This is a genomic window from Exiguobacterium sp. s122, assembly GCF_018618475.1.
In the GTDB taxonomy this organism is placed as follows: Bacteria; Bacillota; Bacilli; order Exiguobacteriales; family Exiguobacteriaceae; genus Exiguobacterium; species Exiguobacterium himgiriensis.
Genome location: NZ_JACSMD010000001.1, coordinates 77144 through 102490 on the forward strand (window position 1 = coordinate 77144; position 25347 = coordinate 102490).

26 protein-coding genes are annotated in these 25347 nt (G+C 51.9%); 16 read left to right on the forward strand and 10 right to left on the reverse strand.

What is annotated here, in order from left to right; translation table 11 throughout:
- Positions 1 to 39: 39 nt before the first annotated feature.
- The 3 genes from KNP92_RS00475 to KNP92_RS00485 all read right to left on the reverse strand — a co-directional run bounded on the left by KNP92_RS00475 (position 40) and on the right by KNP92_RS00485 (position 1691).
- On the reverse strand, positions 40 to 759 hold the full coding sequence (locus tag KNP92_RS00475; RefSeq protein WP_214835419.1) for an anti-sigma factor: 720 nt from the start codon (positions 757 to 759) through the stop codon (positions 40 to 42).
- Complete coding sequence (locus KNP92_RS00480; protein ID WP_214835421.1) at positions 756 to 1316, reverse strand: RNA polymerase sigma factor; 561 nt, start codon at positions 1314 to 1316, stop codon at positions 756 to 758. The genes KNP92_RS00475 and KNP92_RS00480 overlap by 4 nt, the downstream gene beginning before the upstream one ends.
- A gap of 117 nt (positions 1317 to 1433) precedes the next feature.
- On the reverse strand, positions 1434 to 1691 hold the full coding sequence (locus tag KNP92_RS00485; protein ID WP_214835423.1) for a hypothetical protein: 258 nt from the start codon (positions 1689 to 1691) through the stop codon (positions 1434 to 1436).
- Between the two features lie 59 nt (positions 1692 to 1750).
- Here KNP92_RS00485 and KNP92_RS00490 point away from each other — a divergent pair, with 59 nt between their 5' ends.
- On the forward strand, positions 1751 to 2542 hold the full coding sequence (locus tag KNP92_RS00490; protein WP_214835425.1) for an HAD-IIB family hydrolase: 792 nt from the start codon (positions 1751 to 1753) through the stop codon (positions 2540 to 2542).
- Positions 2543 to 2545: 3 nt separating this feature from the next.
- On the opposite strand, the gene KNP92_RS00495 is transcribed toward KNP92_RS00490, so the two are convergent.
- Positions 2546 to 2818, reverse strand: a complete 273-nt coding sequence (locus KNP92_RS00495) for a hypothetical protein (protein ID WP_214835427.1) — start codon at positions 2816 to 2818, stop codon at positions 2546 to 2548.
- A 179-nt stretch (positions 2819 to 2997) separates the two neighbouring features.
- On the opposite strand from KNP92_RS00495, the gene KNP92_RS00500 reads away from it, so the two are divergent.
- The 5 genes from KNP92_RS00500 to KNP92_RS00520 all read left to right on the forward strand — a co-directional run bounded on the left by KNP92_RS00500 (position 2998) and on the right by KNP92_RS00520 (position 5791).
- Positions 2998 to 3204, forward strand: coding sequence for a hypothetical protein (locus tag KNP92_RS00500; RefSeq protein WP_214835429.1), 207 nt, complete (start codon positions 2998 to 3000; stop codon positions 3202 to 3204).
- 101 nt (positions 3205 to 3305) lie between these two features.
- Positions 3306 to 3539, forward strand: a complete 234-nt coding sequence (locus KNP92_RS00505) for a hypothetical protein (protein ID WP_214835431.1) — start codon at positions 3306 to 3308, stop codon at positions 3537 to 3539.
- Positions 3536 to 3727, forward strand: coding sequence for a helix-hairpin-helix domain-containing protein (locus KNP92_RS00510; RefSeq protein ID WP_214835433.1), 192 nt, complete (start codon positions 3536 to 3538; stop codon positions 3725 to 3727). The genes KNP92_RS00505 and KNP92_RS00510 overlap by 4 nt, the downstream gene beginning before the upstream one ends.
- 162 nt (positions 3728 to 3889) lie before the next feature.
- Positions 3890 to 5350 carry a UDP-N-acetylmuramoyl-L-alanyl-D-glutamate--2,6-diaminopimelate ligase gene (locus KNP92_RS00515; protein WP_214835435.1) on the forward strand — a complete coding sequence of 487 codons (1461 nt, stop codon included), beginning with the start codon at positions 3890 to 3892 and terminating at the stop codon, positions 5348 to 5350.
- 96 nt (positions 5351 to 5446) lie between these two features.
- Positions 5447 to 5791 (forward strand): YflT domain-containing protein, encoded by a 345-nt coding sequence (locus tag KNP92_RS00520; RefSeq protein ID WP_214835437.1) that lies wholly within the window; start codon positions 5447 to 5449, stop codon positions 5789 to 5791.
- Between the two features lie 57 nt (positions 5792 to 5848).
- Here KNP92_RS00520 and KNP92_RS00525 read toward each other — a convergent pair whose 3' ends face one another.
- Complete coding sequence (locus KNP92_RS00525) at positions 5849 to 6844, reverse strand: MDR family oxidoreductase (protein ID WP_214835439.1); 996 nt, start codon at positions 6842 to 6844, stop codon at positions 5849 to 5851.
- 143 nt (positions 6845 to 6987) lie between these two features.
- Here KNP92_RS00525 and KNP92_RS00530 point away from each other — a divergent pair, with 143 nt between their 5' ends.
- Positions 6988 to 7407 carry a hypothetical protein gene (locus KNP92_RS00530; protein WP_034807695.1) on the forward strand — a complete coding sequence of 140 codons (420 nt, stop codon included), beginning with the start codon at positions 6988 to 6990 and terminating at the stop codon, positions 7405 to 7407.
- An 18-nt stretch (positions 7408 to 7425) separates the two neighbouring features.
- Here the strand turns inward: KNP92_RS00530 and KNP92_RS00535 are convergent, their stop codons facing one another.
- The 3 genes from KNP92_RS00535 to KNP92_RS00545 form a co-directional block, all read right to left on the reverse strand.
- A complete protein-coding gene (locus tag KNP92_RS00535; protein ID WP_034807692.1) occupies positions 7426 to 7635 on the reverse strand; it encodes a hypothetical protein in 210 nt (69 codons plus the stop codon).
- Positions 7636 to 7723: 88 nt separating this feature from the next.
- Complete coding sequence (locus KNP92_RS00540; protein ID WP_214835441.1) at positions 7724 to 8425, reverse strand: SDR family NAD(P)-dependent oxidoreductase; 702 nt, start codon at positions 8423 to 8425, stop codon at positions 7724 to 7726.
- 11 nt (positions 8426 to 8436) lie between these two features.
- Positions 8437 to 8829 carry a GNAT family N-acetyltransferase gene (locus KNP92_RS00545; RefSeq protein WP_214835443.1) on the reverse strand — a complete coding sequence of 131 codons (393 nt, stop codon included), beginning with the start codon at positions 8827 to 8829 and terminating at the stop codon, positions 8437 to 8439.
- 113 nt (positions 8830 to 8942) lie between these two features.
- Here KNP92_RS00545 and KNP92_RS00550 point away from each other — a divergent pair, with 113 nt between their 5' ends.
- Positions 8943 to 9875, forward strand: a complete 933-nt coding sequence (locus tag KNP92_RS00550) for a GGDEF domain-containing protein (protein ID WP_214835445.1) — start codon at positions 8943 to 8945, stop codon at positions 9873 to 9875.
- 19 nt (positions 9876 to 9894) lie between these two features.
- Here KNP92_RS00550 and KNP92_RS00555 read toward each other — a convergent pair whose 3' ends face one another.
- Both KNP92_RS00555 and mgtE read right to left on the reverse strand, forming a co-directional pair.
- The gene (locus KNP92_RS00555) at positions 9895 to 11676 is read right to left on the reverse strand and encodes a solute:sodium symporter family transporter (RefSeq protein ID WP_214835447.1); all 1782 of its coding nucleotides are present in this window, start codon (positions 11674 to 11676) and stop codon (positions 9895 to 9897) included.
- Positions 11677 to 11812: 136 nt separating this feature from the next.
- Positions 11813 to 13171, reverse strand: a complete 1359-nt coding sequence (gene mgtE, locus KNP92_RS00560) for a magnesium transporter (protein WP_214835449.1) — start codon at positions 13169 to 13171, stop codon at positions 11813 to 11815.
- Positions 13172 to 13505: 334 nt separating this feature from the next.
- On the opposite strand from mgtE, the gene arcA reads away from it, so the two are divergent.
- The 8 genes from arcA (at position 13506) to cydC (ending at position 25172) form a co-directional block, all read left to right on the forward strand.
- Entirely contained in the window at positions 13506 to 14735 is a 1230-nt protein-coding gene (gene arcA, locus KNP92_RS00565) for an arginine deiminase (RefSeq protein ID WP_214840137.1), read from the forward strand.
- Positions 14736 to 14752: 17 nt separating this feature from the next.
- The gene (argF, locus tag KNP92_RS00570; RefSeq protein WP_214835451.1) at positions 14753 to 15781 is read left to right on the forward strand and encodes an ornithine carbamoyltransferase; all 1029 of its coding nucleotides are present in this window, start codon (positions 14753 to 14755) and stop codon (positions 15779 to 15781) included.
- A 48-nt stretch (positions 15782 to 15829) separates the two neighbouring features.
- Complete coding sequence (gene arcD / locus KNP92_RS00575; RefSeq protein WP_214835453.1) at positions 15830 to 17305, forward strand: arginine-ornithine antiporter; 1476 nt, start codon at positions 15830 to 15832, stop codon at positions 17303 to 17305.
- A 14-nt stretch (positions 17306 to 17319) separates the two neighbouring features.
- Complete coding sequence (gene arcC, locus KNP92_RS00580; protein ID WP_214835455.1) at positions 17320 to 18282, forward strand: carbamate kinase; 963 nt, start codon at positions 17320 to 17322, stop codon at positions 18280 to 18282.
- 176 nt (positions 18283 to 18458) lie between these two features.
- On the forward strand, positions 18459 to 20801 hold the full coding sequence (locus tag KNP92_RS00585; RefSeq protein ID WP_214835457.1) for a glycoside hydrolase family 31 protein: 2343 nt from the start codon (positions 18459 to 18461) through the stop codon (positions 20799 to 20801).
- 120 nt (positions 20802 to 20921) lie between these two features.
- Positions 20922 to 21611, forward strand: coding sequence for a Crp/Fnr family transcriptional regulator (locus tag KNP92_RS00590; RefSeq protein WP_214835459.1), 690 nt, complete (start codon positions 20922 to 20924; stop codon positions 21609 to 21611).
- A 124-nt stretch (positions 21612 to 21735) separates the two neighbouring features.
- Positions 21736 to 23460 carry a thiol reductant ABC exporter subunit CydD gene (gene cydD, locus KNP92_RS00595; protein ID WP_214835461.1) on the forward strand — a complete coding sequence of 575 codons (1725 nt, stop codon included), beginning with the start codon at positions 21736 to 21738 and terminating at the stop codon, positions 23458 to 23460.
- Positions 23457 to 25172, forward strand: coding sequence for a thiol reductant ABC exporter subunit CydC (cydC, locus tag KNP92_RS00600; RefSeq protein ID WP_214835462.1), 1716 nt, complete (start codon positions 23457 to 23459; stop codon positions 25170 to 25172). Before cydD ends, cydC begins: the two co-directional genes overlap by 4 nt.
- The last annotated feature ends 175 nt before the right edge of the window (positions 25173 to 25347 follow it).

The following is a 25347-nucleotide window of genomic DNA, read 5'->3' on the forward strand; positions in this document are numbered from 1 at the left end:
ACATCCGCGCATAAAGCGTTTCTGTCTTCGGTCTGTTCATTAGAGACTCGCGCTCAAGACGATGTCCCCTTCGGGCATCGTGTTCCCACGCTTCGGTTCTTTCGTCACGGCGACTGTGTCCCAGTCCATGTCGGCCTCGGTCGCATCAAGCGTATAAATAACGGTCCCGTTGCCTTTGTCATCGGTGACGAACGCACCGGTCGGGATAGGAGAGCCGTCTTTCAACAGCCATACTTGATATACTTCGTTCGCTTCGAGCGGAGTGAGCCCGTTCGTTTGAACGATCAGCTGTCGCGTCCCGTCTTGTTCGGCGAGATAGGCCACACCGTCGGCTTCCCCGTCGAGCGGGACGGTTTCAGTTAAGGAAATTCCGCTCGGTTCGGTCTGATTGAGCAACAAGTAGCCATTCCCAATCAACGATAAGACGAGGGCAGCGGCGAGCGCGAACGCGCCCCACGAGGTTTTCCGTCGTTCTTTTGGTGCACTGAACGGCGTTGGCGGCGGCGGTTTGATTGCGTTCGGTTCGACCGCTTTCGGTGCTTCGTCTTCAGCGAAGACGCGATCTAAAACCCGTGCCTTCATGCCACTTGGCGGCTCTGCTGGTTCGGAGAGGAACGCGACGCCGCCGACGAGAGCCTCGAGTTGTTCGAGTTCTTGTTGGCACGTCTCACAAGTCGCGAGGTGTGCCTCAAACTGAACTCGTTCGTCTTCTGTCAAATGTCGGTTGAAGTAGTCAATCAATTGGTCACAAGCGTTCATCGTTCCACCTCCTTATCAATTAAATCTGGGGATAATCGTCTTCGTAACTGCTTCAATGCCAACCGAACCCTTCCTTTTACGGTGCCGAGTGGTATGCCACACGCATCCGCAATCTTTTGTTGGCTAAGTCCTTGGAAATACATGAGACGCACGACTTCTTGTTGCTCAGTCGGAAGTTCCGCCATCGCGGTCTCGATTTGCGTCCGTTCTTCTTGCCATTCGACCTCGCTTTCAACCGATTTCTCGTTCGATGGGATCGTTTCGGCATAAGCTTCATCGAGTTGAAGGTCTGGCTTTCGCTTTCGAATCAAGTCGATGGCGACGTTTCGTCCCATCGTGAAAAGCCAAGATCGAAACTTCCCTTTCGATTCATCATAAATGCCGCCCCCGCGCCACAGCTTGATAAATACTTCCTGCATCGCTTCTTCGGCGAGGTCGCGGTCCTGGGTCAGTTGCATCAGGAACGCATAGAGGATTCGTTCATAACGATCGTATAACGTTTCGAGCGCTTGTTTGTCTTTTTGCCTGACACGCTCATACAGTTCGTAATCAGTCATCGCGTTCTCCTTTAGTCAAAAGGGAAGTCCCTTGTAGTTATCTAACGGTTCAAATCACAAAATGGATGTCTGTTTCAGGTGACAAATTCGTGAACAGTATATATGTAGTCGACGCATTCAGTGAGAACACATCGTGGTGTCCTCTAAAAACCTAAACAGAAACGCTTGGATGCGGTTAAAGACCGCGTAGGCGACGATGCTGAATAGACTTGCTGTACCAAGCGCCGCTACGAGAGCGAGCGCGTTCGAAAGCCATTGTTGCCAAAAAGGAACGGTCCGAATTCCAAGTAAAAAGGCAAAGACGAGCCCGAACCCAATGAGGATTCCGCTATACTGGCAGTAATAGCGACTTACCGATTTTTTCAAGTCACTCATCCCTTTCGTACTTTTACTATACGAGATGGGGTATGGCGACACAAGGAGGAGGATTACGAATGAGACGATTTACAGGAGAAGGACGGACCCTCGTCTGTTTCGATTTTGATGAAACGTACTTTCCACATGCGTGCACGACAGAGCAATTGGCCGACGTCCGGCGGCTCGAAGATTTTCTCGAACAACACGCAGAGCGCTTGTCAACGATGTGGGTCACGGGTAGTTCGTTCGCCAATGTGGCGGAGAAGGCGAGTCGTGCCTCGATGCGCTATTGGCCGCATCGCATCGCTTCGAGCCTTGGGACGGAACTATATCGCGTCACGAGTGAGGGGGCGCTCGAACTAGATTCCGCATTCGGACAGCTATTTCCGATTGATTTCTCGGAACGCGTCCGACGTGTCGTTGAAACAGTCCGATCCGAAACGATTGTCCTCGAAGCGCAAGCGAGCGTCGGGCTGAACGACTGGATGCACAACTATTACTATTATGGTAATGAGGAAGATGCGCTCGAGCGAATTCGGGACGAAGCAAAGATGACCGGCATCGCAGTAAACGTCAGCCGGTGCAACCCGCTCGCGGGCGACCCAGAAGGAGCGTACGATATTGATTTCATCCCGGAGGGTGCCGGAAAAACGGCAGCGGTTGATTATGTATGTGACCGCTTCTCGTTTCGAGCTGAGGACGCGTATGCGTTCGGGGATAGCGGAAACGACCTCGAGATGTTGAAGCGGGTCGGCAACGGATACGTCCTCGGGAACGGGACGGAGCAGGCGAAACGAGTCCATCAACGCATTACGAAAAAATCTTACGCGGCCGGGATTTTAGAAGTGTTAACACGTGAGTTCGATTGACGTTCATGCACTTTGGACTAACTGCCGAGCTACTGTCTCGGCCCGGGCAAACAACCTGAGTCGGAGCGACATCGTTTGAATATCAAACGTGTGAGGGGCGCGCCACAGCTCGGAAAATACCTCGAGCAGTGCGGCTTCGGCCAATTCGGCCCGTGTCGTCAAACGGAGTGCGGTCAAGTAAAGGACCCGCTCATATCGGTCGTAGAGGAGCTCGAACGCAGAGGTGTCTCGTTGAATGATTCGTTCGAATAATTCGTGGTCGGATAAGAATGGCATTGTGAACTCCTTTGAGGCACATCGTGGCCTAGAAATGGACATAACAACAATGGACTTATTCCCTATCTCGAATAGCCTGTAAACGATAACATCTCGATTCGAGCACATTCAAAAACCCGAACGCACGATGCGATCGGGTATCGGTTCAAAATGAGGTATAGCAATGCGGACATGTTTGGGTGTTGCCACTGGAACGCTTGAACGTCTTTTTGCAAGTTGGGCATGTGACGGTCGCGCTGTCCGCCTCAAATAAACTGCCCCGATTGTATAATACATTTCTCAAGTTTGGTAACGCCTTGGCCGCAAACGTCATGGAAATAAATAAAACGATCGCCAAGACCGCGAGCATAACATACGTCGTCATCGACAACGCTCCTTTCGTTTGAATCGCTTATTCCCAGCATACTCGAAAAATATCGAAGAGCACACCTAAAACTAGAAATACGAACTTTTGTTCGGTATAATGGAGTTGAAGGAGGGAGAACAGATGAAGGATGAGTTGTTGCGTGATATGCGTTTAGGTCGCTTAGTAGAAATGATGTATGTCGATCGACACGGGGTGATTTCAAAGCGCCGGGTCAAACTGTTAAAGTTACAAGGCGAACGAATCATTGCGTGGGATGTGCAAAAACGGGCTCGTCGAACGTTTTATGTTGAACGCGTCCTCGCCTGTCTCCCGATTATTGAACGCGCTTATGGAAAAGAGGAGGGAATCGGATGACCCCGCTTCCGAAATGTTCAGCCCCTGCAAAACGTGCACTTGATGCGGCTTATATCGATACGCTCGAACAGCTCGCGACATACACGAAACAGGAAATTGCGGCTTTGCACGGTGTCGGCCCGAACGTCCTACAAGTCTTAGAGCAGGCGCTTCATGAGCATGGATTAGCGTTTGTTCCCGACAAGTAACATCTCTCGTCCTTTTTGGATGAGAGATTTTTTAATGAGACGGTTGCTTTCTTATGAAAACGGGAAGTAATATATTTGTCATCTCTATTACGCCTAAAATCTAGTAACATGACGATAAGGTTTGTAAACCTAGCGACACCCATGAGAAAGGAAGTACACAGCATGAGGACGAAACGTTTATCCGCCATTCTAGGAAATGAGATGGACGATACCGAACGTGATCCATGGGTGACCGGAATTGAAACGGATTCCAGAAAGGTCAGCCCAGGGAATTTATTTATTTGTATCCGCGGCTATACGGTCGATGGTCATGAATTCGCTGAAGACGCCGTCTTAAAAGGGGCGAGTGCTGTGATTTCGGAATATCCACTTGAACTTGATGTGCCGAACATTGTTGTGGCGGATACGAAACGAACTGCTGGTGTCGTCGCAAGTACATTTTATGATCATCCCTCGCATCGGATGCGCGTTTATGGCGTGACCGGGACGAATGGAAAGACGACCACGGCAACACTCACATACGATTTGTTTCGATTGTCAGGACGACCGGTCGGAATCGTCAGTACGATTGGTGCCCGTTATAAAGACCAGACGCTTCAAACACCGAACACGACACCGGAAGCTGTCGTGTTGCACCGGATTTTAGCTGAAATGGCGGATGCCGGTGTGACGGACTGTGTCGTCGAAGTATCTTCTCATGCCATGATGGAAGGCCGTGTTGAAGGGGTTCATTTCCATGCGGCTGCATTTACGAACTTGACGCACGATCATCTCGACTATCATCGTTCGATGGACGAGTACGCTCGGGCAAAAGCAAAGTTGTTCGAACAAGTCGAACAAACGAACGGGGATGCCATCATTTTAAACGCACAAGACGAGGCGAGTGCCGTTATGGCGTCATTTGCGCCGACACGCCGCCGTGTCATGTACAGCACACATACGAACGTACCCGCAGACATTCAAGTCATTTGGCTCGATGATACAGTACGCATTAAAGTGAACGCGATGACGATTGAAGTGCCGGTTCAGTTCATGGGCGCATTCAATGCGGCGAATTTGGCTGCAGCTATTGGTCTCGTATCGACATCTGAATTGATGCTTCGCGCCATTATTGCCAACGTGCCCGGACTGACATTGCCAAAAGGTCGACTCGAGCGCCTTGACACAGAAGACGCAGAGATTTACATCGATTATGCGCATACACCTGACGGGTTGGAAAAATGCTTGTCAACACTTCAAAAAGGCGATCGTGACTTGATTGTCGTCTTAAGTGCTGCCGGAGACCGGGATCCGACGAAACGAGCCGAGATGGGGCGAGTGGCAAGCCGTTATGCGGATGGATTGATTGTGACCGTGCATGATGTACGGACGGAAGATCCGAAACAAATCATTGATGGTCTGTTAAAAGGAATCGATCCGGATACGCAATATGTGACGTTCAATGACCGACGTGACGCGTTGCATCAAGCAGCTCACCAGGCGCTTGAAGGGAAACGAGTCGTCGTCGTCGGAAAAGGACATGACCATGTCGAACGTATTGGAAGACAGAACGTCCCGTTCAACGAAACGAGCATCTTGCTAGAAGAATTAAAAAAATTAAAAGGCCAAGAACCGGCCGTTTAACGAAACGATGACACATGTCATCGTTTTTTAATGTGTAGAAATCATGAAAACAGGAAATACCTATAAATGTAACGCCATTGAAGGAGGAGAAAAGACATGTCAGTTTTGTACAAAGAGTTCACAAATGATGAAGAAGTCGTCACCGCCATTCAATCGATGAAAGCAAAAGGGGTCGACGAGTCGCACATTTACGTCATCACCCACGACGATGATCGCACCGATCGAGTTGCCGACAATGCGGACGCGAATACCGTTTCGGCATCAGATGTCGGTCTCGGAACGGCAACAAAAAACTTGTTCCGTAAAAAAGGAGACGAGTTACGTGCCCAATTCGAGGAACTCGGGTTCTCTTCAACCGAGGCGGATAGCCTTGAGAAGAAGCTAGACCAAGGGAAAGTCATTGTCGTCGTGAAAGACGCACCAAACGGCTTCACGTTATAACCTCACACTTGAAGCATACAGAGACAGGGCTGCATCCATCGATGCAGCCCTGTTATGTTAGGAATGGAGTCGAACGACCGTCCGTCCGCTCAGCTCGCCACGTAGCATCGCTTCGGCCTGACGAGGGACGTCATGGAGCGGAATCTCGTGGACCATATGTTTCAACACCGTCTCATCAATCAACTCATGGAGCCGTTCCCAGGCGGTGACACGCCGTGCGACCGGCTGCATCACCGAATCGATTCCAATGAGACGGACGCCTCGAAGAATGAACGGATAGACGGTCGTGTGCAATTCATGACCGCCTGCAAGGCCACAGGCGACAACCGTTCCTTCATAACGGGTTCGGCTTAAGACGTTACCGAGTGTCTCGCCGCCGACTGAATCGATGGCGGCGTCAAACCGTTGTTTGTCGAGCGGGCGCGCCGAACCTTCAAGCTCGCTCCGGGCCATGATGTTCTCGACACCGAGCGTTCGTAAGTAGGTCGGGTCAGTCTTTCCGGTTGAAGCGAGCACGTGATACCCGAGCTTGTGGAGTAGGGTAATGGCGAAACTGCCGACACCACCGGACGCACCAGTGACGAGCACTTCTTGACCCGGGTGAATCTGTTCATGCTCGAGCGCCTCGACGGCGAACATGGCCGTCAGACCAGGTGTGCCAATCGTGATGGCGTCCCGCATCGATAACCCTTTTGGCAATTTGACGAGCCAATTGCCCGGCACTTGGGCGTAATGGCTGAACCCACCGAAATGACGTTCACCGATCCCGAACCCCGTCGCAATGACTTCGTCGCCTTCTTTAAAGTCAAGGTGGTCGGACTCGACGACTTTTCCGACGAACTCACAGCCTGGAATGAACGGGAACTCGTTAATGATCGCCCCCGCTCCGGTCAACCCGAGCGCATCTTTGTAGTTGAGCGCGGAGTAATGGACTTCGACTAGGACGTTCCCCTCTTCTTCTCGCGGCAGTGCGTCGCGTTTGACGTCGGTCACTTCGGCATGTAGCCGGTTTTCTTCTTTGTTTAGAACGAGTGCTTGAAACGTGTCATGCATCGTCATTTCCCCTTTCGACTTGCAAGATTTTATCCATTAATACGATTCCCGTTCACAGAAAATATATACACAAATGTTTCGTTCTCATGAGGGGTGGAATGGTATAATGGAATAGATTCAACTAGAGTGAGGAGGAATGTAGCATGCGGCACGATGACTACGAGTTTGACGAAGAAGTAGAAGAAGGCGAACTGTTTAACGTATACGACATTCTACCGCCCGATGGTACGATTCTCGAGATGGCGACTGCCGAAGAGATGGTCCGAGCGGCGGAGCTTGAAGCGAAGCATCACGCGCTTCAACGCATCCAAGACTCAAACTTTCAGTTATCCGGCGTGACGTTCAAAGAGTTACTCACAGAATTCGAACGATATGAGCAAGAATCGATGGAATTCTGGACGGGCGTATATAGCCGATTGCGCATTCCATGGGCATGGACGATTCGAATCGACGTGGCCAACGGTCCGATTCACGTCGTCAATGACCGTGATATTTTTATTGATGAAGAAGATTTTGAAGAATACGACTTCGACGATTTCATCGATGACGAAGACGAAGATTGAATCGAAAACGTCTTTCCCTCATTCAGTAGGGAAAGACGTTTTTTTCATGGAGCGGACGTCCGAGCGCATGCGCACGACTTCCGTCGCACCGAACCATAGTCCGACGCTCGAGAGGATGGACACGCCGCTCACCAACGCGCCGACGATAGCTGTGTCGCCAATCATCGTGGACGAGAGGACAAGGCTGAATAAGCCGAAAAACAATAACCCTCCTGCGATCGTCTTCATGACACCATCATCCTTTCTGTTTTTGTCTGACTTCAGTGTAGACGCTTCATAACAGAAAGGGTGGTTGAATTTTAACCCGGGTTAAAAATTAGGCGAGGTCATGGATCGAGTACGTCTTCCCGTTCACAAACGGCGTATCAATCATATGCTGAGTCAATACCTTGGCCACAGTCTCTGGAGATCGGAGCCGACCTTCTGAGACGTACGCTTGAAACTGTTCGACGTCGTGAAAGGCGTCTTTTGACGAGGCGCGAATCGTCGCTTGCATCGATGTGTCCATCACGCCAGGGTTAAATAAGGCGGCCCGATGGTGCGTGTCGGCCAACTCGAGGGAGAGTGTCTCCGTGAAGTGGTCGAGACCGGCTTTCGTTGCGCAGTATGCGCTCCATCCAGAAATCGGACGTTTGGCGGCGCCCGACGTCACGTGAATGAGCGAGACGGGCAACGTGTAACGGAGCACATGGTTAGCGAGGAGCATCGGTGCAAGCAAGTTGGCTTGGACGTGTGACATCATCTGGTCAGGGTCTAACTGTCCGACCCGATGAATTGGTTCAATCAGCGCCGCGTTTTGAACGACGAGGAGTGAATCGGCGCGTTCGATGAGCGGACGCATTTGTTCGAGCGCGTGGAGTAGGCTCACAGAATCGGAGAGGTCGACGCTCACATGGCGGAAAGGGGTATCACCTTGCGTGCGTGAGAAGTTGACGATTTCGTAATCTCGCTCCGATAGTTCCTCGGCGATTGCACGGCCTAGACCGCGCGAGGCACCCGTGACGATGGCAAGTTTCATAACAGTTCCTCCTATTCGTGAATCGTTTTACGATAACCGTAAAACGGACGGAAATTCAATCTTTTATAGTACGTTTGTGATGAGGCGCTCGCAAGCATTTCGAGACGTGTCGTCGGATAAAGGGAGTGTACGTACGACAAGAGCTGCTCCCCGAGTCCGAGTCGACGATGTGGGGTGGCGACAAGCAGTTCACAGATGTATAAGCTCACGGCCGTGTCGGTCAACCCGCGGACGTACGCGACGATTGATCCGTCGACCTCGATCACATAGGCCACGTTTGAGTGGTCCCACGCCTGCCTCGTCTCATCCGAGCGGTCGACGAGCTGTGTCCAACCTTCTGTCTCGTTTAATATTTGAATTTGTTCAAAGTCCTGCTCAGTGTAGGAACGAATAAAGTAACTCACTATAGAAACCTCCAAATGAACTGACGTGGCACATTGATGACAAGATCTTAAAAAATCATTCCCCTAAATAACGGAGGACGCAAGAGGCGTAGGCGTGCTCCATGATACGATAGATGAAGATTTTTAAGACAGGGGTGTACGTCATGGTCGAGTTTATTTTAGGAATCCTTATCGGGTTAAGTGTAGCATTCATCGCCTATAAAATCCGTCGTCAAGTGAAGCAGGCGGATGAACCGATAACCCGATTCACCGACCAGATGAAAGATGTCATCTACGTTTTTGACGTGAAACCGGTCTTTCGGTTTCGTTACATCAGTCCGTCACTTGATGACTATCTAGGAGAAGGGACGGTTGCGAAAAACTATGACGACCCGAATGACTGTTTTCATCGCATTCATCCGGATGACTATGAGCTACTTGTCCAGAAAGTGACAGGGCAGGTTAACTATGAAGAACCGATTTTGCAACGATGGCAAACGAATGACGGTCGTTATTTATGGTTTGAGGAGTATGCGACACCAATCTATGAAGGCGAGGAACTCGTCGCCGTGCAAGGTGTCATCCGGAATGTCGAGGCGGCCGTCACAGAACGAGAAGCGCTCGTGTATGAGAGTCGCCATGATAGTCTAACCGGCGTGTGGAATCGACGGGCGTTCGAAGAGACCGTCGATCGCTTACCGATTGCCTCCACATGCGGCGTCATTGTAATCGATTTAAACGATTTAAAGCAGGTGAATGATACATACGGGCACTCCGCCGGCGATGTGTTGCTCCAACGAGCGGCACATGTGTTGACACGAAAAAGTCCAAAAGTCTACCGACTCGGTGGAGACGAGTTCGTCGTATTGATGACCGGTTCGGACCAGGAGTTGTCGGAACTTGTTACGGCCATTCATTTTGCTTTTGAAGAAGCAGGCATATCGGCTGCGGTCGGTTCATCCTTTACAGAGGACCATACCGATTTCGTCGCCTTATACGATAAGGCGGATCAAGCCATGTATGAACAAAAACGCTGTATGAAACAAAAAACCTCACCGACCCGGTAATGGATCGGTGAGGTTTTTGTTAACTACCGCTTGCCTCTTCTTCAGTTTCTTCACTCGTCCCGAGATTATTCAAGTACGTTTCGTAGCGTGGGAGCCAGAAGCGATACGAGACAAAGACGAGCCCGGCTGTTACGGCAAATAATCCGATCGTTGCCGGGAAGAACCATCCTGAGACAATCCCGTCCGCGTAGGCGAGTCCAATCGGTGAGAAGACGAAGTAGACGAAAATCATCGACGCGACAAGTAGAATCGACGTCGAAATGGCGTGACGCCACGGCTTGACGCGACCGAGCTCGATGCGAATCGGATTCGCCGTCGTCATCGGGCGAACTTTCGCGAATAGGAGCATAATCGATGTCTCGATGACGAACAAAATGCCATAAATGTGAATAAAGTTAATCCCAAGGTCAAAGCCAAACCACTGCTGCGTGCCCCAGACGAGAAAATAGTACGTGATGACATGGAACACGATGACAATTTTCGCGGCAATCGGAGGGACACGCTTCACGAGCATCCCAATTAAGACAATGACGAGAATCGGGATGTTGAAGAAGCCGGTGAATCGACGAATCAAGTCCCAAAGCCCGTCTGGTGCATACATCAAGTTCGGGGCGACGAAAAACGAAATGAGGGCGACGAACGTCCCAAACCATTTACTGACGCGAATCAAATCTTTGTCTGATGCGTTTGGTTTAAACTTCGGTTTATAAATATCGAGCACGAACAACGTGGCGATACTGTTTAACAAGGAGTTAAACGAACTGAACACGGCCCCGAGCAAGACAGCAAGGAAGAAGCCCATCAGCCACATCGGTAACAAGTCGGCAATCAAACTCGGATAGGCGAGGTCGGCCTTGTCGACGTTTGAACCGTACAAGTGAAACGCGATAATCCCTGGAAGTAACATGAAAATCGGAACGAGCAATTTCAAGTAACCGGTGAACAAGACCCCTTTTTGTCCCTCGGCCAAGTTCTTGGCGCCGAGCGCACGTTGAATGACGTATTGATTAAGCGCCCAATAAAACAAGTTGGCGAAGATCATGCCGGTAAAGATAGACAAGAACGGAACCGAGTCGTTACTCGAACCGATAGCATTCAATTTTTCCGGGTTCGACGTCGCGATTGTCTTCATTCCATCGACAAGATTGCCATCGCCGAGTGCGATGAAACCGAGTGTCGGGACGAGGAATCCGATGATGATGAGTCCAATCCCGTTCAACGTATCCGATACAGCCACGGCACGTAGTCCGCCGAAGATTGCGTAGATGGCTCCGATAATCCCGATGAACCAGATGACCATCCAGAGCGCCTGTTCGAAACTGACGCCGAGTAGTTCCGGCACATCGAATAGCTGTAAGACGGCAAGGCCGCCGGAATAGAGCATTGACGGAATGGTGACACACATATAACCGAACAAGAACAAAAGAACCGTCAGACGGCGGACGTCCTCGTCATACCGTTGGCTCAAAAATTCAGGGATGGTCGAAATGCCGATCCCGAGGAAGCGCGGTAGTAAAAAGAGCGCCATAATAATGGCGGCGATCCCGGCTGTGACTTCCCACGCCATGGCGGACATATTGCCGGCGAACGACTGACCGTTCAAACCGATTAATTGTTCGGCGGAAAGGTTTGTCAGTAATAACGAACCGGCGATGAACAGGCCGGTCAACCCACGACCCGCAAGGAAATAGTCATCGGCGCTGTCGACTTTGCCACGCGTCATGCGATACGACACGTACGCCACGAGTCCCATAAAGATGGCACCAGTAATCAATATGTAAGCGACTTGCTGAATGGTCATACGAGAGACCCCCTTTGGTTTCTTCTTATTTATAAGTATCTTCATGTAATACCCATTAAAGCAGGTAATCATTTCCCGTTTTCTCGTCTGTAAACAAAACGTAACAAAAAAAGCCATGTGTACGAGGACACATGGCTTAAAGAAATTGAAGCATGGATGTAGCGACGGTGAAGTAAATGATTAACCCAAGATTGTCCATCAGCGTCGTGATGAACGGACCCGAAGCGACAGCCGGGTCAAGTTTTAATCGATTAATGAGAAGTGGGATGAGCGTCCCGACAATCGTCGCCACGCTCAGTGCCGCGAAAATGGAAATCCCGACAATGATACCAATTAAGGCGTTGTCATATAGGAACGTGATGACACCGAAGATGACAATCATGCAGACGACCCCGAGGATGACCCCGGTCCCGAACTCGCGTCGCACCATCTTCATGACGTTCTTTCGATTAATCGTGCCGAGTGCAATCGAGCGGACCGCGACGACGAGTGATTGGGTCGCGGCGTTTCCAGCTGAGCCCATGACGAGTGGCATGAAGACGGCGAGGAGCACGATCGTCTCAAGCGTTTCTTCAAATCCGCCAATCGTCGAGGCGGTGATCATACCAAGGAACATCAGGCTGATAATCCAAGGCGCGCGTTTTTTGGCCGCCTCGACCGGTCCCATGTTGATGTCAGATGAACCTTTTGTCGCAGATAGTTCTTCAAAGTCTTCGGTCGTCTCGCGCTCGATCACGTCCATGACATCATCGACCGTGATGATTCCGAGTAGTTTCTCTTCATCGTCGACGACGGGAAGGGCAAGCAAGTCGTACTTTTGCACGGTCCGGGCCAAGTCTTCTTGGTCGGTGAGCACGTTCGCAGAGACGACACGTCGTCCCATAATATCGGCGATCCGAGCATCGAGCCGTGACACGATCAAATCGCGGAGCGAGACAACGCCGACGAGGCGACCGGATGCATCGATCACGTACAAATAATAAATCGTTTCGGCGTCCGGTCCGAGGTCACGTAGCTCTTCGAGCGTTTCGCCGACGGTCTTATCTGCCTTTAAGACGACGAACTCCGTCGTCATGACGGCTCCGGCCGTGTCGTCCGGATAGCGCATCAAGTCTTTGACTTCTGTGGCCTCGGTCTCGTCCATCTGTTCGAACAACTCGTTCATAAAGTCGTCAGGCAATTCGTTCATCAAGTCAGCCGCATTGTCCGAGAACATGTCGTTTAACACGCGGACCGCATACGGCCGTGGCATCTCTTGGATGAACTGTTCTTGCTCTTCGAGTTCTAACTTCTCAAATAAATCGGTGAACGCTTCTGGTGTGAGCGCACGGTAGACGAACTGGCGCTCCGGTTGCTCAAGTTCGATGAATAGATCCGCCTGTTCGCCGGGGTGAAGGGTAAGGAACAAGTCGCGGAAATCGACCGGGTCCCCCTTTTGAATGAGCGCGGTCACTTGAGCTTGGTGACGCGCATGTTCTGTACGTTCGATTGCCATCGACTCACTTCCTTTTCCATAGTAGATTCAGGTACGTCCCTATCATACAGGAAAGTCATTCAAAAAAAATAATGAATTTTTTTCACAATGCATACAACGTTTATTCATAAGAAGACCGTCGTGGATGAATGTTCAAGGTTTCACAACTGTTTTTTCATTCAATTTATTCAATCGTTTATCCAATGTTTTGTGGAATTCACCACAGGGATACCGTCGGACTTACCCGTCCTGATATTGGGTAAGTTGATAATGTAAGGGTAGCAACACACCCGAAACACTAGGAGGAAGCGAGATGATAACGATGATGGATCAACAGACCTCACGGGATACAACGCTGAAACATCCAATCCACGTGTATTCAGAAATCGGCGAACTCAGGACGGTGCTTCTAAAGCGCCCGGGCCGTGAACTTGAAAATTTGACCCCCGAATACTTAGAACGACTCCTCTTCGATGACATTCCACATTTACCGGTCATCCAAAAAGAACATGACTACTTTGCGAGCGCGTTACAAAATCGTGGCGTCGAGGTTTTATATTTAGAAAAATTGATGGCCGAGACGTTATCGCTCCCCGGTGTACGTGAACGTTTCATCGCGGATATCTTGTCGGAGTCGAAGTCAAACATCAACGGGTCTTACGAGACGTTGAAAGAGTACTTGCTCGCCTATGACAACGAACAGTTGATTGAGACGGTCATGGCCGGCATTCGCAAGTCAGAAATCAAACCGGAGAAACGACGTCATCTCCATGAAATGATTGAAGACACGTATCCGTTCTATTTGGATCCAATGCCAAACCTGTATTTCACCCGTGACCCGGCAGCGGCCATCGGCAATGGCTTGTCCATCAACCGAATGAAAGAACCGGCGCGACGACGCGAATCCTTGTTCACCCACTACATCATCAAATACCATCCGCGGTTTGCAAAACACGACATCCCGATTTGGTCGAACCGAGACTACCGCTTCGCAATGGAAGGCGGCGACGAACTGGTGTTGTCTAAAGAAGTCGTCGCCATAGGCATCTCGGAACGCACGACCGCTCAAGGGATCGAGCGGGTCGCAATCAACTTATTAAAGAACGGCGGTTCGTTTAAAAAAGTGATTGCCATCGAGATTCCAAAGTCACGCGCATTCATGCATCTCGATACCGTCTTTACGATGGTCGACTACGATAAGTTCACGATTCATCCATTCATCCAAGGACCGGAAGGAAAGATGAATATTTTCGAACTGTCACTGAACGAAGATGGCGAACTCCATATCACCCAGCATACCGATCTATTAAAAGTGCTAAAAGACGCGCTCGGACTAGCTGAGGCGGTCCTCATTCCATGCGGGGGCGGCGACCCGATTGCTGCGGCACGTGAACAGTGGAACGACGGATCGAACACGCTTGCCATCGCGCCAGGGGTCGTTGTCACGTACGACCGGAACTACGTCTCGAACGAACTTTTGCGTTCAGAGGGTGTCGAAGTGATTGAAATCATGTCGAGCGAGTTGTCACGCGGCCGTGGGGGTCCGCGTTGCATGAGTTGCCCGATTATCCGTGAAGATATTTGACGAGGAGGAACACGAACATGTCCACAACGTACAATGTTGATTTGGTAGGTCGTCATTTTTTATCACTCAATGAGTTTTCTGGAGACGAATTGAACTATTTGATTGATTTATCGGCCGCGTTCAAACGGCAAAAACAACAACGTATCCCGCATCGAATTTGCGAAGGGAAAAACGTGGCACTTTTGTTCGAAAAACCGTCGACACGGACACGTTGCGCCTTCACGGTCGCAGCCGTCGATCTTGGCATGCATCCAGAATATCTCGGCAAGGCAGACATTCAATTCGGTAAGAAAGAATCGGTTCGTGATACGGCGATCGTCCTCGGTCGCATGTTCGACGGCATCCAGTTCCGAGGCTTCGCGCATGCCACGGTCGAAGGACTCGCCCGTGACGCGGGTGTCCCGGTCTGGAACGGCTTGACCGATTTATATCATCCGACTCAAATTTTAGCCGATTTCTTGACGGTGAAAGAACAGAAAGGCAGTCTTGCCGGTATTCGCTTCGTGTATGTCGGGGACGGACGCAACAACATGGGCAACACGTTGTTGATTGGTGGCGCGAAAGTTGGAATGGACATGCGGATTTGTGCCCCGAAATCGCTTTGGCCGTCAGACGAGATCGTCGATTACGCCCGCTCGGTCGCACAAGAGACCGGCGCGACAATCACACTCACTGAGAGCATTGAGGAGGCCGTCGCCAATGCGGACGTCATCTATACAGACGTGTGGGTGTCGATGGGCGAAGAGGCCGAGTTCGCAGAGCGGATTCAACTGCTTCGACCGTATCAAGTGAACATGGAGATGCTCGAGAAGACGGGGAACCGTAACGTCATTTTCTTACACTGTCTCCCGGCATTTCATGATTTAGAGACAGAAGTAGGCCGGTCGATTCACGAAGCGTATGGCTTAACTGAGATGGAAGTGACCGATGAAGTGTTCCGGAGTCGTCATTCGTTCGTGTTCGACCAGGCGGAGAACCGGATGCATACGATAAAAGCGGTCATGGCGGCGACGCTCACGGATACAAGAGAATGGCTCGAACGTTGACGAAAGGGAGGGTTTCCTCCCTTCAATGAAGCGAAAGGGATGAGTTAAATGTCTACGAAATTAGATCATGACTCAAGTGGTTCAGTCGGCACAAATCCTAATCCGAAAGATAAACGGCTTGGACTCGGAGCTTTAACGGCACTCGTCGTCGGATCGATGATTGGAGGCGGGGCGTTCAACTTGGCGGCCGATTTGGCCCAAGGCGCAAATGCAGGTGCCATTCTCATCGGCTGGGTCATCACGGGCATCGGGATTATTACGCTCGGTCTCAGTTTTCAAAATTTGACGATGCGGCGACCGGACCTTGACGGTGGGGTCTACAGTTACGCCCGCGCCGGCTTCGGACAGTTCGTCGGATTTAATTCGGCTTGGGGCTACTGGCTTTCGGCCTGGCTCGGAAATGTCGCATATGCGACGCTCTTGTTTAGTTCAATCGGCTATTTCTTCCCCATCTTCGAAGGCGGTCAAAACATCGCCTCCATCATCGGAGCGTCCATCATGTTATGGCTCGTTCATTCTCTCATCTTACGTGGCATCCACGAGGCATCGATGATCAACATCATCACAACCATCGCGAAGCTCGTTCCGATTTTTGCCTTTATTACCATAACCCTATTTTTCTTCAACTTAGATAACTTTACGTTCGATTTCTGGGGCCAAGGCGGCTTCTCGTGGAGCAGTATCCGCGAACAAGTCGTCTCGACGATGCTCGTCACGCTATGGGTCTTTATCGGTGTCGAGGGGGCGGTCGTCTTGTCGGGTCGCGCCCGGAAACGTTCAGACGTCGGGAAAGCGACCGTCATCGGGCTCCTCGGGACGCTCATCATTTATTTGCTCATCTCCGTTATGTCGCTCGGGTTATTGAATCCTGAGAACGTGGCGAACGCCACGCAACCGGCGATGGCTTATTTACTGGAATCAGCCGTCGGCCCATGGGGGGCGATGCTTATCAACGGTGGGCTCGTCATCTCGGTACTCGGTGCTTGGCTCGGCTGGACGTTGCTCGCTGCAGAAATCCCGTTCGTTGCCGGAAAAGATGGCGTCTTTCCGAAGTGGTTCACGAAAGAAAATCGAAACAATGCGCCGGTCAACGCACTCTGGCTCACGAACGGGTTGATTCAGTTGTTCCTGTTCACGTTTTTATTCTCGGACGCGGCGTATAATTTTGCCTTCTCGCTCGCATCGAGCGCCATCTTGATTCCTTATGCGTTCTCGGCGTTTTATCAGGTGAAAGTCGCGAAAAATCGCATCGGTTACAATGTGGGAGAACGGCGCACTCGCGACCTTGCGATTGGTGTCGTTGCCTCAATTTACGGGATTTGGCTCATCTACGCAGCCGGCGTTGATTATCTCTTATTGACGACTTTATTGTATGCGCCAGGCACTTTGCTTTATGTGAAAGCGCAACGTGAGAATGGCATCAAGTCGCTGACGAAGACCGAATGGATTGTCGCAGGGCTCTTAACGGGACTCGCCATCTTCGCGCTCGTCCGGATCATTTCAGGCAATATTTCAGTCATTTGATTGGGGGAATAACCATGATGAAGAAACGAGTCGTCATCGCCCTCGGTGGCAATGCGATCCAACAAGGAAAAGACGCGACCGCTGCCGCGCAAATGCGTGCCGTCGACCTGACAGCCGATGCGTTGGCAGGACTAATCGCAGAAGGGGTCGAGGTCATCATCACACATGGGAACGGACCGCAAGTCGGCAATTTGATGTTGCAACAAGCAGCTTCTAATAGCGACGCGACCCCGGCGATGCCGCTCGATGTCTGTGGGGCGATGACGCAAGGCATGATTGGCTATTGGTTTGAGAACGCGCTGACGAAAGCGCTCCGTAAACGTGGGCTCGAGCGCTCGGTCGTCTCGATTGTCACGCGAGCTGAAGTCGATCCGAACGATAGTGCATTCAGTCACCCGACTAAGCCAATCGGTCCATTTTATTCCGAGGAAGAGGCGTTACACATTGAACGTGAGACCGGCTTCTTGTTTAAAGAGGATGCTGGACGTGGGTATCGACGGGTCGTCCCGAGCCCGTTTCCTGTCGCGATTTGTGAGCATGCGGTCATCCGGGACCTCGTTGACAACGGACACATCGTCATCGCCTCGGGCGGAGGAGGCATCCCGGTCGTGGACACCCCCGAAGGTTACGTTGGTGTCGAGGCCGTCATCGATAAAGATTTCGCGGCCGCGAAACTAGCTGAACTCGTCGAGGCCGACCTGTTGCTCATCTTGACGGCGGTCGATCACGTTTACGTCAACTATGGGACGCCGGAACAAGCGGCGCTTGAAGAGACGACGAAAGAACAACTCGACGTCTATATCGCCGAAGGTCAATTCGCCCCGGGCAGCATGTTGCCAAAAGTCCGGGCCGCCCTTCAGTTCGCGGAGACTGGAGAACGACGTGTCGCCATCATCACGTCACTCGAACAGGCGGATGCGGCGGTACGAGGCTCGATTGGGACACGCGTTCGGCTCGCGCCGACACTTCAACAATAACTAGGTCGTGGCCTCCAACGAGGTCACGGCTTTTTACATCTGCCACATCCTCCCGTTTTCGAACCGGACACATCGGGAAGGAAAGTTGTATGTCGAAACTGACATTGGTATCATCGACAGTGTAAACGTTTGCACAAATAGAAAGGAAGTGACGAAGAGCGGCAACGCTCGACACTATGCGTTTATTTGAACAAGACAACGTCTATACGAAACAAATGAAACCGAATGCGGACGATCGAGCCATCGTTCAAGGGAGTTGTTATCGCTTTACTGTACTCACGAGCCAATTGATTCGGATGGAATACGCCGAAGACGGTATCTTTGAAGACCGTCCGACACAAGTCGTTTGGAATCGCGCGTTCGATGTCCCTGATTTTCGGGTCGTAGAAAATGAGCATGAGTTGCAAATCATCACCGAGCATGTGCACTTATATTATGTAAAAGGCCCGTTTGCGCCGAACACGCTCTACGTGGACGTGAAAGGGAACTTTAGTACGTATTACAGTCGTTATATGTTCCACGGCACGGAACGTACGTTAAAAGGGACGGCCCGGACACTTGACCATGTGGACGGAGCGGTCGAGCTTGAAGAAGGGATTGCCTCGAAACAAGGCTACGCCGTGATTGACGACTCGACATCCTTTATCATGACCGAAGATCGGTTCGTGGAACCTCGTCGAAAAGGGATTCATGATTTATATTACTTCGGGTATGGCCATGAATATCGACAAGCACTGCGCGATTTTTATCAATTGACGGGCCCGACGCCACTTCTGCCGCGCAAAGCGTTAGGCAACTGGTGGAGCCGTTACTGGCGATACGATGAAACGGAATATAAGAGCCTGATGCATCGATTCAAGACCGAAGACATCCCGTTCTCTGTCAGCGTCATTGATATGGATTGGCACGTGACAGACATTCCGGAAGAATACGGAAGCGGCTGGACGGGCTATTCATGGAATAAAAACTTGTTCCCGGATCCGAAAGGCTTCTTGAGTTGGTTGAAAGAAGAAGGATTCCTCGTGACGTTGAACCTACACCCTGCCGACGGTGTCCGTGCGTTTGAAGATCAATACGCGGCGATGGCTGAAGCGATGGGAATCGATCCTGAGACCGGGGACCGCATCCCGTTCGACTTTTCGGATAAGCGTTTCATCCAATCCTATTTTGAGCAGATGCATCATCCTCATGAAGCGGATGGCGTCGACTTTTGGTGGATTGACTGGCAACAGGGATCGACGTCGAAGATGGAAGGGCTCGATCCGCTTTGGATGCTGAACCATTATCACGCGGTCGACATCGCGCGTGACGGTAATCGCCCGCTCATCTTTTCTCGTTATGCAGGCCCGGGGAGTCACCGCTATCCGGTCGGATTTTCAGGCGACACGCTCATCTCGTGGGCCTCACTGGCGTTTCAACCGTACTTCACGGCGACGGCGTCGAATATCGGCTACGGCTGGTGGAGCCATGATATCGGTGGGCATTACCGCGGCGTGAAAGACGATGAACTCGCGGCACGGTGGGTCGCTTTCGGTGTGTTCAGTCCGATTACGCGACTCCATTCCACATTTAGCATCTTCAATGGAAAAGAACCATGGCGGTTTGGCATGGAAGCCGAACAGGCGATGAAACAATTCCTTCGACTCCGGCATCAACTCGTGCCTTATTTGTATACGATGAATTGGCGCAATCATATGGACGCGACACCGCTCATTTTGCCGATGTATTATGACCATCCAGAAGATGAGATGGCGTACGAAGCGCCGAATCAGTATTATTTCGGCAGTGAGCTGGTGGTGGCCCCGATTGTCGTCAAACGAAATGACCGGCTCCACGTCGCACCGGCGAACGTTTGGTTACCGGAAGGCGACTGGTTCGATTTCTTCACCGGACATCATTATGTCGGTGGAAAATCTGTACGTGCCTTCCGCCGACTCGATGAACAAGCTGTGTTCGCGAAAGCCGGGGCGATTGTCCCGATGGCAGCGCATCACCCTGGCAGCAACGACACGGACAATCCGTCTGAACTGGAAGTCGTCGTCTTTCCCGGCGCCTCGAATACGTTCACACTGTTTGAAGATAACGGGACGGACCGCTCCTATGAGACGGGGGCCTATGCGGAGACGACGTTCACCCTCGATTGGGAAACGAGACGCTTACACATCCGCGTGAGTGGGGACACGACCGTTTTACCAGAAGAACGGAATATCACCTTGCTTGTACGCGGCGTGAAAGCGGAAGGTGAATATGAGCGGGCGACCCAAACACTTCGCATCGAACTCGGTCCGATTGAGGAAGAGTTGACCGTTGAGCTCCCGGTCGAACTGACGACGAATGACAATCGTCTCGACCGCCTCTACCAATTCCTTGACCGAGCGGAGATCGCGTACGATTTGAAAGACCGACTCTATCGGTCGGCCGCGGCGAAAACCCGGCTTGAAGCGTGGCTGTTTGACTTACATGCGCTCGAATTGGATCGCGACTTACAAGATGCCATCATGGAACTGATGCTCGACTGACGAGAGGGGGAAACCCCTCTTTTTCTTGTCAGAAAACTGTCGGATTTTGAAAGCGTTTACACAAAAATGAGCGCTATACTTAAAGAGAAAACGAGCATTTGTGAAAGAGAGGAATGCGACATGAGATCGAGATGGACAGTAGAGGATTTGCGGCAAATCGATGTGTTCGAGAAATGTGCCAGCCGAGAATTGGATGCATTATTGCCCCATGTGTACCACCGAGCGTATCGAAAAGGGCAGGTGCTGTTCATGGAAGGGGACCCACGAGAACGCGTCTATTTTTTAATGGACGGCTACGTCAAGCTCGAACGGTTGAATGAGGCGGCCACTTCCCAATACACCGATTATTTGAAGCCGAAGCAGCTATTCCCGTATAGCGGAATGTTTTCGACGACATCGTATCGTCACTCCGCGGAGGCGCTCACTGATATCACGGTCATTTATATGCCGGCAGACCGATTCGAACAACTCGTCTCGAGAAATGCGACGATGCTGTTACATATCATCGGACAGATGAATCGGATTCTCGACCTACACGAACGACGGCTGCAAGAAATCACCACATCCAGTGCGACCGATCGGGTGCTCCATACGATTCATTATTTGATGGAAGACTTAGGGGAGCGCGAGGCCGACAGCATCCGCATCCGTTGCCCGTTCACGACGATCGAACTATCACGCTTATCGGGAACGTCACGGGAGACAGTCTCGAGTATTTTGTCCCGGCTACGAAAAGAAGACATCCTGCAAGTTGACGCCCGTCAACTCGTGACGGAGCATCCGGAATATTTTGAACAAGCGACACCGTGACACCGCGCGTTGGCACGGTGTTTTTGCATGCTCTTGCAAGCGAAGCGTTCGCTATGAAACGATGCATGCGATATAATTAGTGAGAATCATCACAAAGAAATGATGTTATGACTTGCTAGAAAGGATGAACGCAGTGAAACGACTGCAAGCCCTCGCGTTAGCTGAAAAACGACACATCATCGGCCTCGTCATCTCGGCCGTCATGATCGGATTGTCGATTTTGGCCCAAGCGTATTTAATCGTCGACGTCGTCGACCGTGTTTTCTTACAAAATCAATCATTCGAAAGCGTCCTTCCGGCGCTCGGCTGGCTCGTCCTCGCGCTCCTGATGCGGGCGATGTTCGGTTACGTCTCGGGACGGATCGGTGCGAGTCTGTCGGAGAAGGCGAAACGCTCGCTTCGTCGACAGTTGCTCGACCGCTATACGTCGAATCCGGTGGAGACGTCACTCTCGGGACAATCCGGCAAGAAAGTAAGCGTGTATATGGACGCTGTCGACGAGGTCGACGCCTACTTTAGCCAATATTGGCCTCAAGTCATTCAGACGTCGATTATTCCGCTCCTCATTCTCATCGTCGTCTTCAGTCAACATTGGATTTCAGGGGTCATCATGATGGTGACGGCGCCGTTCATCCCGATTTTCTTCATCATTATCGGGATTGCGACGCAAAAGAAATCCGAACAGCAGATGGAGAAGATGAATCAGTTCTCTGGTAAGTTTTTAGACGTCTTGCAAGGCCTGACAACGCTCAAGCTATATGGACGGACGGAGCGGGAAGCGCAAGCGATTGAGAAGAGCAGTCTCGACTTCCGAGACGCCACGATGGTCGTCTTAAAGACAGCGTTCTTGTCAGGCCTGATGCTCGAGTTTATCTCGATGCTCAGTACCGGGGTCGTCGCCCTCGAAGTGGCGCTCCAAATGGTCGTCTGGCAGAACTTGACGTTCTTTGCCGGCTTCCTCATCCTCGTCCTAGCTCCTGAATATTACTTGGCCATCAAAGACCTCGGTGGCGCGTTCCACACCGGCCGCGGCAGTATGGGGGCGGCCGACCGAATCTTTGAAGCACTCGACGCTCCGGATGATCGCATTACGTGGGGCGAGCGTGAACTGACGCGTCGCACCCCAGAGCTTCGACTCGAAGAGGTGTCGTTCCAATACAAGGGCGGCCGCTTCACGCTACAACCGCTCAGCGCTACCATTCCGTCGCGGTCTCACATCGCGTTGGTCGGGGCGAGTGGGTCAGGGAAGACGACGGTGTTGAATCTACTCTCCGGGCTCGTCAATCCCGATACAGGTCGCGTCCTCGTCGACGGGGAATCGCTCCATTCGTATACTGACACGTCGTGGTATGGGACGGTCGGTTATATCTCGCAGACACCTTACTTGTTCGCAGGGACGCTCGCCGACAATATCGCACTCGGAGAGACCGCTGACGAAGCGGCGATTATGCGCGCGGCCGAAGCGGCCGGACTCGTCGACGTGATTCGTCATCTGCCAAACGGGCTTTACACCGAACTAGGCGAAGGCGGATACGGCTTATCTGGCGGCGAGCGGCAACGGCTCGCACTCGCCCGTGCCTTTCTGAAGCGTCCAGGCATCATCCTGTTTGATGAACCGACGACCGGTCTTGACTTGATGACCGAGCAAATCGTGCGCCGCTCCATCGAAGAATTGTCGCGTGACGCGACGCTCGTCACGGTCGCCCACCGTTTGCATACGATTAAACAGGCGGATTCAATTTGGTTTATGGACAACGGGGCGCTCGTTGCGAGCGGGACACATGAACAGATGTTACACGTCCCAGCCTACGCCGACTTGTTCACGTTACAGAAAGGAGTGAGCGGATGAGTTCACTTTGGACAATCACAAAATGGATGATGCGAGAGAAGAAGGATATCATCCTCTCGATCTTCTTTGGGTATGCGGCGGGACTTGCCGCCGTCGCTTTGTTCGCAGCGAGCGGCTATCTCGTCTCACGGGCCGGCCTCGTGCCGCCGCTCTATGCGCTCATGATTCCCGTCGTCTTAATCAAGTTGTTCGGTGTCATCCGGGCAAGCGCGCGGTATCAAGAACGTCTCGCCTCGCACCGGGCGACGTTCACGATCTTAAGTGAACTCCGTGTCCGGTTTTATCGACAACTCGAGCCGCTCGTCCCGAACATCTTCGCGAAGTATCGAAGCGGTGACTTGCTCGCCCGTGTCGTCGGAGACGTAGAGAGTTTACAGAACTACTTTTTACGCGTCTTCTATCCGCCGATTATTTTAGTGCTCGTCTTCTTGAGCACCATCTTTTTCGTCACCTACTTCTCGATTTTCGTCAGTCTCTGGATTTTGTTCGGCGTCTTTGTGACCGGTTTTCTCATTCCGGCCTATTTCGCACGCGTCCGGGCTCGGCACGACCGTAAACTACGGTCACTTCGTGGCGACTTATCAAGTGGGATGACGGAGATGATGTACGGGTATCGTGACCTGTTGCTCCATCAACATCTCGGAAAGACGAAACAAGACTTGATGGAACGAAGCGACCGCTACGTGGCGGCTGAGCGCGAAGATGTGACGAGTCAGTTCTTCAATTCGTCGCTCGTCGTCGGTGCGTCGTTACTCGTCTCGTGGGGCGTGCTTGCGATTGGGGCCTACTTGGTCGTAGGCGGAGAGCTCGACGGTTTGTTTCTCGCCATGCTCATTATGATGTCGCTCACGGCGTTCGAGAACGCGACGCCGATGGCGGTCTTCCCGGGCCACTTTGCCGACAGCAAACAGGCGGCCGATCGCTTGTTTGAAGTCGTGGCGCCAAGTGAAGCGATGGAACAAGCCGAAGCGGAAAGACGCGCCATCACGCTCCTCGGAGCACCGGAGGTTTCTGTCCGTCACGTGAACTACCGATACCCTGACACGTTCCGGGACGTCCTCGTCGACGTCGATGCGGTCTTCCCGAGCGGGTCGAAGACCGCCATCGTCGGGCCGAGCGGCTCTGGGAAATCGACGCTTGTTCAAGCGCTCCTCGCTTTTATCCGCCCCGATGAAGGCGACATCTTCATTGACGAGACGCGACTCGACGACGTCACACAGGCATCAATTTGGGAACATGCGAGCGTCGTCCTTCAAGAGAATCACTTTTTCTTTGGGACGGTGCGAAACAATTTGGCGCTCGCTGGTGACCATACGGACGAGGCGATGGCGGCCGCGCTCAAAAGCGTCCGGCTCGACTTTTCGCTCGATGAACCGGTGCTTGAGAAAGGCGCCAACTTGTCGGGTGGGGAACGCCAACGACTCGCGATTGCCCGGGCACTACTCAAAAACGGTTCGCTCTGGCTACTTGACGAAGCGACGTCAGCGCTCGATGCACGGACCGAGACGGACGTATACGCCGAGATGTTTAAAACAGCTCAGGCGGCGACGCTCGTCATGGTCAGTCACCGACTGAACGGTCTTGAGGCGTTCGATCAAATTATCGTCATGGAAGCCGGACGTGTCATCGAGATGGGTTCTTACGATGAGTTGATGCAGGCGCGTGGCACGTTCTATGCGTTAAAGCAAATTGAACAAGATGTGTTCGCTTAAACGAAAAACGAGCGGCTCCGTCGGAGAGCCGCTCGTTTTTCTATGGCAAATCTGGGTGCAACAAATGGGGGTTGTCGCATTGCTTTCAAAAAGAGTGTCGTGGAGGGGAATCCACGTGACGCCTGCGTTTGGGGAACGAGCGCGTCAAGCTTTTAGGAGCTACACGTTGAGTATA

Bases quoted from the DNA above. Each gene is read 5' to 3' on its own strand.
- KNP92_RS00475 (WP_214835419.1), bottom strand. From the start codon at position 759: ATGAACGCTTGTGACCAATTGATTGACTACTTCAACCGACATTTGACA.
- KNP92_RS00480 (WP_214835421.1), bottom strand. From the start codon at position 1,316: ATGACTGATTACGAACTGTATGAGCGTGTCAGGCAAAAAGACAAACAA.
- KNP92_RS00485 (WP_214835423.1), bottom strand. From the start codon at position 1,691: ATGAGTGACTTGAAAAAATCGGTAAGTCGCTATTACTGCCAGTATAGC.
- KNP92_RS00490 (WP_214835425.1), top strand. From the start codon at position 1,751: ATGAGACGATTTACAGGAGAAGGACGGACCCTCGTCTGTTTCGATTTT.
- KNP92_RS00495 (WP_214835427.1), bottom strand. From the start codon at position 2,818: ATGCCATTCTTATCCGACCACGAATTATTCGAACGAATCATTCAACGA.
- KNP92_RS00505 (WP_214835431.1), top strand. From the start codon at position 3,306: ATGAAGGATGAGTTGTTGCGTGATATGCGTTTAGGTCGCTTAGTAGAA.
- KNP92_RS00510 (WP_214835433.1), top strand. From the start codon at position 3,536: ATGACCCCGCTTCCGAAATGTTCAGCCCCTGCAAAACGTGCACTTGAT.
- KNP92_RS00515 (WP_214835435.1), top strand. From the start codon at position 3,890: ATGAGGACGAAACGTTTATCCGCCATTCTAGGAAATGAGATGGACGAT.
- KNP92_RS00520 (WP_214835437.1), top strand. From the start codon at position 5,447: ATGTCAGTTTTGTACAAAGAGTTCACAAATGATGAAGAAGTCGTCACC.
- KNP92_RS00525 (WP_214835439.1), bottom strand. From the start codon at position 6,844: ATGCATGACACGTTTCAAGCACTCGTTCTAAACAAAGAAGAAAACCGG.
- KNP92_RS00530 (WP_034807695.1), top strand. From the start codon at position 6,988: ATGCGGCACGATGACTACGAGTTTGACGAAGAAGTAGAAGAAGGCGAA.
- KNP92_RS00535 (WP_034807692.1), bottom strand. From the start codon at position 7,635: ATGAAGACGATCGCAGGAGGGTTATTGTTTTTCGGCTTATTCAGCCTT.
- KNP92_RS00540 (WP_214835441.1), bottom strand. From the start codon at position 8,425: ATGAAACTTGCCATCGTCACGGGTGCCTCGCGCGGTCTAGGCCGTGCA.
- KNP92_RS00550 (WP_214835445.1), top strand. From the start codon at position 8,943: ATGAAGATTTTTAAGACAGGGGTGTACGTCATGGTCGAGTTTATTTTA.
- KNP92_RS00555 (WP_214835447.1), bottom strand. From the start codon at position 11,676: ATGACCATTCAGCAAGTCGCTTACATATTGATTACTGGTGCCATCTTT.
- mgtE (WP_214835449.1), bottom strand. From the start codon at position 13,171: ATGGCAATCGAACGTACAGAACATGCGCGTCACCAAGCTCAAGTGACC.
- argF (WP_214835451.1), top strand. From the start codon at position 14,753: ATGTCCACAACGTACAATGTTGATTTGGTAGGTCGTCATTTTTTATCA.
- arcD (WP_214835453.1), top strand. From the start codon at position 15,830: ATGTCTACGAAATTAGATCATGACTCAAGTGGTTCAGTCGGCACAAAT.
- arcC (WP_214835455.1), top strand. From the start codon at position 17,320: ATGATGAAGAAACGAGTCGTCATCGCCCTCGGTGGCAATGCGATCCAA.
- KNP92_RS00585 (WP_214835457.1), top strand. From the start codon at position 18,459: ATGCGTTTATTTGAACAAGACAACGTCTATACGAAACAAATGAAACCG.
- KNP92_RS00590 (WP_214835459.1), top strand. From the start codon at position 20,922: ATGAGATCGAGATGGACAGTAGAGGATTTGCGGCAAATCGATGTGTTC.
- cydD (WP_214835461.1), top strand. From the start codon at position 21,736: ATGAACGCAGTGAAACGACTGCAAGCCCTCGCGTTAGCTGAAAAACGA.
- cydC (WP_214835462.1), top strand. From the start codon at position 23,457: ATGAGTTCACTTTGGACAATCACAAAATGGATGATGCGAGAGAAGAAG.